This is a genomic window from Acetobacter sp. (assembly GCF_047721705.1).
Lineage (GTDB): Bacteria > Pseudomonadota > Alphaproteobacteria > Acetobacterales > Acetobacteraceae > Acetobacter.
In genome coordinates this window covers 1-7786 of the sequence record NZ_JBDNXK010000120.1, presented here as the reverse complement: position 1 = coordinate 7786, position 7786 = coordinate 1, and the positions used below count along the sequence as shown (strand labels likewise).

Annotated in this window: 7 protein-coding genes and 1 pseudogene; 5 read left to right on the top strand and 3 right to left on the bottom strand. The window is 49.3% G+C overall.

Features of this window, described 5'->3' with window-relative positions; translation table 11 throughout:
• The 4 genes from ABF824_RS14785 to ABF824_RS14770 all read left to right on the top strand — a co-directional run.
• Positions 1-239 (top strand): hypothetical protein (locus ABF824_RS14785; RefSeq protein ID WP_415489768.1); only part of this gene is annotated, 239 nt, incomplete at its 5' end.
• Positions 236-1027, top strand: a complete 792-nt coding sequence (locus ABF824_RS14780) for a hypothetical protein (RefSeq protein WP_415489767.1) — start codon at positions 236-238, stop codon at positions 1025-1027. The genes ABF824_RS14785 and ABF824_RS14780, both read left to right, overlap by 4 nt.
• Before the next feature lie 411 nt (positions 1028-1438).
• The gene (locus tag ABF824_RS14775; protein ID WP_415489766.1) at positions 1439-2947 is read left to right on the top strand and encodes a hypothetical protein; all 1509 of its coding nucleotides are present in this window, start codon (positions 1439-1441) and stop codon (positions 2945-2947) included.
• Between the two features lie 61 nt (positions 2948-3008).
• Positions 3009-3134 carry a hypothetical protein gene (locus tag ABF824_RS14770; RefSeq protein WP_415489765.1) on the top strand — a complete coding sequence of 42 codons (126 nt, stop codon included), beginning with the start codon at positions 3009-3011 and terminating at the stop codon, positions 3132-3134.
• 122 nt (positions 3135-3256) lie between these two features.
• On the opposite strand, the gene ABF824_RS14765 is transcribed toward ABF824_RS14770, so the two are convergent.
• Positions 3257-4009 (bottom strand): AraC family transcriptional regulator, encoded by a 753-nt coding sequence (locus ABF824_RS14765; RefSeq protein WP_415489764.1) that lies wholly within the window; start codon positions 4007-4009, stop codon positions 3257-3259.
• Complete coding sequence (locus ABF824_RS14760) at positions 3993-4898, bottom strand: alpha/beta hydrolase (protein WP_211500657.1); 906 nt, start codon at positions 4896-4898, stop codon at positions 3993-3995. The genes ABF824_RS14765 and ABF824_RS14760 overlap by 17 nt, the downstream gene beginning before the upstream one ends.
• 414 nt (positions 4899-5312) lie before the next feature.
• On the opposite strand from ABF824_RS14760, the gene ABF824_RS14755 reads away from it, so the two are divergent.
• Positions 5313-6947, top strand: coding sequence for an AAA family ATPase (locus tag ABF824_RS14755; RefSeq protein ID WP_415489763.1), 1635 nt, complete (start codon positions 5313-5315; stop codon positions 6945-6947).
• Positions 6948-7484: 537 nt separating this feature from the next.
• On the opposite strand, the pseudogene ABF824_RS14750 reads toward ABF824_RS14755, so the two are convergent.
• Positions 7485-7786: pseudogene (locus ABF824_RS14750) on the bottom strand (alpha/beta hydrolase); the annotation flags it as partial.

The window sequence follows — 7786 nt, the reverse complement described above, 5'->3', positions numbered from 1 at the left end:
CTCATAACCTGAAGGTCACAGGTTCAAATCCTGTCCCCGCAACCACTTCCATCATAATTCACTCATCATCGACTGCTGACGCAGATGTTGCTGCGTCTTATCAGTCGCTTACGCATGTTCCGACCCTCGAAAGAGGGTCTGGCGACAGTGCGCGTCCGCGCCATGCCGTGGCCTACAGGGCCACCTGCCTGCCTTTGTTGTTTTACACCCCAACAAACAACAAAGGACAATCACTATGAACAATAAGACAACGTACTATTCCGGTCGTCAGCGGCTGGCTTGGCTGTGTGATCACACACGGATTGCTTCCCCAGAGGGACGGATCGAGATGTGGAACATCCTGCTCTGCGAGTGGCAGGAAGTCAGTCCCGATGTTTTGTCGAAAATTTATCCGGCTATGGTCAGAGGTTCTCTGACGGTTGAGGAGGCATGGAAAGAAATCGAGCATAGTGCTCGGATGGATCCATCTTATGAGGGAGAGCGGCCTCCTTTTGAGGATTATTCAACGCAGGCCATAAGTCGCTGGGCGTATGAAAATCAGAGAATATCAGTAGACGATGGTAAAATGGAAATAAGAAATCCGATTGATCGGGAGTGGTACAGGATAGGAAATCGTGATTGGGAGACATATATTCCGAATGATTTCTTGTCTGGAAAAAATAGAGCAGTAATATCGCGCTGCTTTGTCTCGGCGGAGCGTGAACTCAGAGCGCCGGGAAGTAATACTGTCGTCAATCCGGGAATATCTTCTGAGGACGCAGTCTGCAGATTATTGTTTGGCGGCGGTGGGGAAAATGTGCTGACTTTATCTTCTGAAGGAGAGAGTCTGGATTTCGATTTTGATGTTTTTGAAAAATGGGTTGCTATGAATGAGGGGCACGTGACGTCAAGACGGATCGTGGAAGACTTTCTGGGACGCCCCTGGCCGCCAGGAACAATGGAACTTCGCATGTTGAACGCTACGTTAAAGAAAGGGGGCTGGATAACACAGCGAAATGCCCATGAACGCTGGTGGTCTAAACAGTAACCAGTGTAAATTCAGGTGGTCAGAAATGGTGGTTCCTCAGAGGAATACGTGTTTCTGATCATCTTGTATTTTGGAGAGTATTTCTCTGTTTCTGTTTTAACGCATATAATTGGCGTTCCAGAGAAATACTTGTCCTGATTTGTCTCATGCTGCGCTCGAGACCAATCATCATCACTCAGCAGATACTTGCTTTCTCCCAAACAGATCGGTGCCTACAAACAGTCAACGAGTCGCTGAGTGACTGCAATGCGGGGAAACCCGTCGGTCCGCTTTTCGTCGCAAACTATTCGGAATGGGATAATATATTTAGCGCATAACACAACTGGTGTTCCTCAGTCTAGGAAAGCGCCGGGTTGACCGTTTTGCTCTTTTAATTAAAAAATAAACGCGCAACCAAGAAAGTTAGAATATATGTTAACATTTTTTATATTTGCGTCTCTTTTTTCATTAATACTTGCTTTTCCATATCCGATCCCGTTAGGTGCATTTTCATTGATGATATTTTGGTCTATTTGGCCATTTATTTATTTACGATTTAGACCAATTGCGGCTTATATTACTGGTGTTGTTATTTCTTTATGCATTGCCATGATCACATCCTATTTCCTTTTTCAGACTACGGATATCTCAACTCTTTATAATATGAAAAATCATTCTTTCTGGTGCAATTTAAAAACAATGTATGGCTTTACGGTATCCAATCTGCGAGTAACACCACTTTCTGTTGTATTAGCACTCATTTCTCTTTCAGTTGGCCTTATAGAAAGATGTATTTACGATAATCTTGGCCTTGATCCTGCGAAAGCGAGAACTCCTCCTATTATACTGAGAAATTTTTTTCTCTCCTATCAACACTACCATGGCGAGCCTTTGCAGTATGTTGCGGGTACACCTAACGCGTTTGCGATAGTTGAATTAAATGAGCAAGGGATTGTCTTTGAGAGAAAGTATATTGATGAGCCAATTAAATGGCTAAAAAAAAATCCGCGTGGAATAATTGTAACATTTAATCACGGATGGAGGCAAAATGCTCAAAAAATCAAGAGGGAAAGTAATAACCTAGGAAAATTTCATGATATATTTAAAAATATTGTTCAAGAAGAAAAGATAAGAAATCCCCAAAATCCGCGTCCTGTTCTATGTGTTTTCTTTGCTTGGCAAGGACTAACTTATCCTGGTTTTCTATCCTTACTAACATTTTGGGGCCGAAGCCATCGGGTTGGTATCGTCGCACAAGGCAACCTCCGAGAACTGCACGCTCATCTTGCAGCTTATAAAAATGAGGAAATAAAAAAATGGCATGAGCGAAACACTATAGAACAATCGATTAATATCGACGATACATTATCAAAAGATAGGCCTGTTTTGATTCATATAGGCCATAGTTTTGGGGCGTTTATGCTTTTTACTTGTCAAGCGCAAGCTCTAATGGAAGCAGCTGTCGACGAACGTTGTTCATTAAGTACGGCGGATATGATTATACTTTTAAATCCTGCCTTCTCAGCAAATCAATATCTACCTATCCATCAGGCTATAAAATATAGAGACGAAGATATTTCCAATCATAGAACCGTTTTTCTCAGCATAACTTCGTCAAAAGACTTGGCGACGAAGATAGCGTTTCGTATTGGAAAGGGATGGAATATTTTCACAGAGGGATTTAGCGATGCTGATCAAAGACAGGGTCTGAATACGACTATTGGGCATTCGAAGCTCCTGTTGACACACAATATGCTATTGAAAAAGGATAAATCTGGAACTAGCAATGTAATACTGGATATAATTCCCGGATTCCGAGAAACTCCGTTTATAAATGCGAAATGTGGTGGCGATATTATTAATGGTCACAGTGATATTTTTGGAGAAAATTTATCCAGATTTATATTTGAAAAAATTAAGAAAATTATGAACCATACGTGAAGTATTGCTCGCATCTTTCGGAGCCTATCTCAAAACTAACTCGCAACGAGCGATACATGTCATGAAGACGAATGAAACTGCGGCGCAGATGGAGGTTGTGAACCGTTCCGGGATTGGCAGCGGCGTTCTTGCGTCCGACAAGAGAGCGACTGTCGCCTGTCTTGCTCCTACATCGCTGAGCGGATAGGCATGGGGGGGAGCGGAATGTCTGTTTTCGAGTTACAGGAAGATGTAAGCAGCCATAAATTTGGATGAAGAAATCTTCGCTATTGCCTTTGTGGACACGGGTATTCGTCTACCAGAAAAGTGCTAGCGATAATTCCCGGGAGTAACCCCCATGATCCGCCTGAACATGGCTGCAAACGCACTTGGCGTCTCATACCCTAATGTGTCAGCTATTGAAGCCACCGGTTCGCCAGCAATGAGCTTTGGGACAGCTGTCAGAACGAGCGCCTGTTGCCGCCATATCGAAAGAGAACAGCCAAATTCCTTCTGAGCCAGGCGGGTAAGGGTTCTGATGGAAGCTCCAGCTTGTTTCGATAGAGCTCCCATCCCCGGATTGATACCGAGAGTTGAGAGAATTTCAGCACACGCCAGCGCAAGGCGTTTATCAACAGGCATCGCCAGAGACAAACGATCTGGCGTCAGATGGCTGAGTTCGTCCAGGAGCACTCCAGCGAGCCGATGAAACCGTGGATGATTTTCAATTACGTCCTGCGAGAGACTCTTCAGAATGATTTCACGCAGGAATGCTGAGACCATGAACCCACCCGGCTGTTCACCGAGGCAGGATGTTACCTTACTGGCTGCAATATAAACTGTCCGAAGGGTAACCTTGCCCCGCGCCCTCAAAGCATGCGGGGTGCAAGGCGGTATCCACAAACCGCGTTGCGGAGGCACAAGCCACAGACGCATCGGGGTACGGATCTCCATGACGCCCGCAGTCGCATGAATGAACTGACCGTCTTTGTGGCAGTGTTCACCGACACTCTCGCCATCCACGTAATCCCTCGCAAGCGCCCGAATGTCAGTGGATTTAGAATCATCAACGTATGGCATCATCGATTAGATGTTCAGTGAACCAGTCCCGGGCGGCCTGGCTGGTCTCTTCAAAGCACCGCACATAAGGGTCGAAATGTCCCCCGTGGATCATGTGCAGCTTTTTGGGCGGCAATGCCGACTGGTAGCCTTCGAGGCAGATATCCGTTGCCGTCAGGATGTCCTGATCGGCCACGATCATCAGCAGAGGGGTGGGACTGATTCGAGCGATATGGATACCTGGCTCATTCTCACGCGCCAGTTCGGCACTGCGAAGGGTCAGTTCATTCCGCCATGTCGGTGCGAAACTCCGGGTTCCGGTGAAGAAAGCATACGCGTCTGCTCCGCCCATGGCGCACGCAACGTCTGGCCGGTCGGAGACTGCCGGAAACACCGCAGGGGTTTTGCCCTGGAACCGTGCGGCACGGTCAGCGGCAAAACCGGAGAGAAGTGACGGTACAAGATCAGAACGGACACGCCGCTGAGAAGAGCGATATCCACTGACTGTAGGTACCTGACTCACCACGCATCGCACCCGGCGGTCGAGAGCCGCAACTTCCAAGACATGGCCGCCACTGTAACTTGTGCCCCACAGGCCGATCCGTTGCGGATCAATCCATGAAACCGTCTGGGCAAAGCTAATGGCGTCACGGTAACCCCGCCTCTGAAGCACAGGATCGGCTTCCTGCCTGGGGACGCCATCGCTCGCTCCGAAATTGACATGATCATATAGAATCACCCCAAACCCCGCCGAGACGAAAACTTCGGCATAACGATCGAGATATTGCTCCTTAACTCCGGAAAGACCATGCGCCATGACGATAGCCGGATATCCACCCTTCTCTCCTTCTGGGCGATAAAGCCAGCCACGGAGCGTTCTTCCCTCAGATAGAAACTCAATATCAGTCCGCATTGCGACCTTCCTTTCACGATGCTTCATGATATTGATTTAGCCCTCTGGCCAACAGAACGCTTTTGGCCAGAAAAAGCGTCATATCGGCCACAGATCGTAAAACACCTTATTGCGCGATCAAGGGCACATCAGTCCAAGCCCCCGTTTAAGCAGGGTAGGATATGTCCGCTTTCAGAATGAGGAAAAACCGACAATAATTTCCATTATGAAGGCGACTACAGCCTGTCGGCTCTGTTTCTGCTGAGCCAACAGGCTGGTTAGGCGGGAAAGCGGACTGGCTTCTTTGAGGGCCTGAAGTCACTCAAGCGGCCCTTCATTCACTGATCGCTCAATGGCGTTTGGTTGCATCCAGATCGCTTGTGGCTTTCCTCCCTCGTGGCTACTTTAACCGACATACGGGAGATGGAAATGCATATGGTAAATCCGAACGTTGCAGTTGAACCAATCTACGCGACAACGGTTCAGTCGATAGCGAACCAGCCCATCGTCTTGCCGGTCAGCAAAGATACTCCTCTGTTTGTCGTGGGTCCGAATGGGGCGGGCAAATCCGGGCTCATGTCAGCTCTTTATAGAGCTAACGCTGCGACCGCTGTTCGCATATCTGCGCACCGGCAAAACACAATGGAGAGCAATTCGATCCCATTCTCGCCGAAGGATAAGATTCAGAACGAAAATATAGCCAAAGGGCAGGACAGCCAGCCTTCTGCACGCTGGCTGGAGTGGAAGGCCAATATACGAGCTGGTCTGATTTTAGCTGATTTAATAGAAGGATCGAATAGCTTATCGCGTAAGATACACGCGAAGCATCTTGAGGGCGATCCTTCAGGAGCGGCGAAACTTGCCACAACGTTACCTCCCTTAGAGAAGATCAATCTTCTTCTTGCCGGTGCTGGCATCCCCATAAAGCTGATCATCAAGGATGACGGGTCAGTGGTGGCAAGCAAAAGGGGCGGCGCACAATATAGCATTGCCGCCTTATCCGATGGTGAAAGAGCCGCATTACTGGTAGCCGGTGCGGTCCTCACCGCCAAACCTGGGTCACTCATTATAATTGATGAACCAGAGCGGCACCTTCATATTTCAATTGTTACGCCTCTTCTGCTTCAACTATTTTCAGAGAAGTCTGATTGTAGTTTTGTAGTATCAACACACGAACTTAGCTTGCCAATTAACTGCCACCAAGCGCGGACGGTATTGGTACGCGACTCCCAGGCTGTTGGTGACGACATACAGCGCTGGGACTTGGACGTTCTGGAGCCCGGCATCGAAGTCGACGACAGCACAAAGGAGGCTCTGATTGGCGCACGACGCAAAATGCTGTTTGTGGAAGGCACATCTGCCAGTCTGGATCAGCCGCTCTACGAAATTCTCTTCCCGGGTGTATCAGTGTTTCCCCGAGAAAGTTGTGGCGATGTAGAACATGCGGTAATCAGCCTTCGCGATGCGCAGAGCCTCGCTTGGGTGCAGGCGTTTGGTATTGTTGATCAGGATCAGCTCGATGCAGCGAAAAAGGCTGAACTCCGAGCTAAGGGTGTATTTGCGCTACAAGTTTATTCGGTCGAGGGTCTGTATTATGATCCTACAATCGTACGGCAAATCGCCGAACGGCAATGCACAGTAGTAGAAGGCGATCCTCAGGCAATGACGGATGCCGCGGTTGCCAGCGCGCTTCACGCGGTTAGTGAACACGCAGAGCGTATGGCAGCCAGAATGACAGAACAGAGCGTAAAGGATCAAATCAGCCTTGGCAGGCCCGACTGGAAGAAAATTAAAGCAGGCGCCTCGGTGAACATCACGGTCGACGCGCAAACTATGTATCAGACAGAGCTTGCCAACCTTCAAGCTTTAATCGCGGCCAATAACATAACTGCAATCATGGCGCGTTACCCAATTAGGGAGACGCCTGCGCTAGGAGCGATTGTTACCGCTCTAAACCTAAAGAGCCTGAAGCTTTATGAAGCCGCCGTCCGTAAATTACTGGCTGAAGATGCGGCAACGCGGGCGCGCTTGCTGGGCCTTTTTGGTGATCTGCCGGCCGCGATAAACTGATCACAATGGGCAGAGCTGGATCGGCTCACTCCGGTGATAAGCCGGTCAGCCGTATTCGAGATGAATGGGCGGCGGAAAGCTGAAAAACCGTAGGCGAACATCTCGCAATCGACTTTGTCTTGCTCCTGTCGTCCGCGCTCCCCGAAAGCGCCGCCAAGCAACATGAACAGATGTCCGCTTCTGGGAAGCGCCGATCGGGCCGTGATGACCGGGACTGAGGCATCCCGCCTACAGCGGGAAGGCTGACGTTCTTCGGAAGCGGATCATCACGGGCCAGGTGCGCGAACGTCCGCTGGTGGCAAGAACCGCCGTTCAGCGAGCCGTTTCGGAATGACGGCTTCGTCCCAAAGACAGTCTATTGAGGTTCGCCTGACAATGTCGGCTTTCGGACAACCGTCATAACCGCTTGGGTGTCTGAGATGAGGGCGACTACAGCCTGTCGGCTCTGTTTCTGCTGAGCCAACAGGCTGGTTAGGGGGGAAAACGGAATGTCCGCTCACAACGCAGGCGACGATGAAAGCGGACAAACCTTAGTTCTTATGCTGAAGCACTGTTTCCAAGGTGCGCCTTTAAGAAAGGCACCAGTTTCTCCAGCGCCGGATCAACAGCTTCCGGTTTGTCATACAGATCATAATGCGAGCTGTTTTCCAGCGAAACGATCTGCCGGTCTTTTGACGCGGTGGCGCGGCCATAAATTTCCGTGCCATCGCGATAGGCTCCGAACGCGCCGACCTTTTCTCCCACTACAACCATGACAGGCTGGGTCAGCAGGGTTTCAGCAAAAGCAAACGCGTCCCATGACAGGGTTTTCTGGGCATGGCTGAACAGCATCCGCGTCC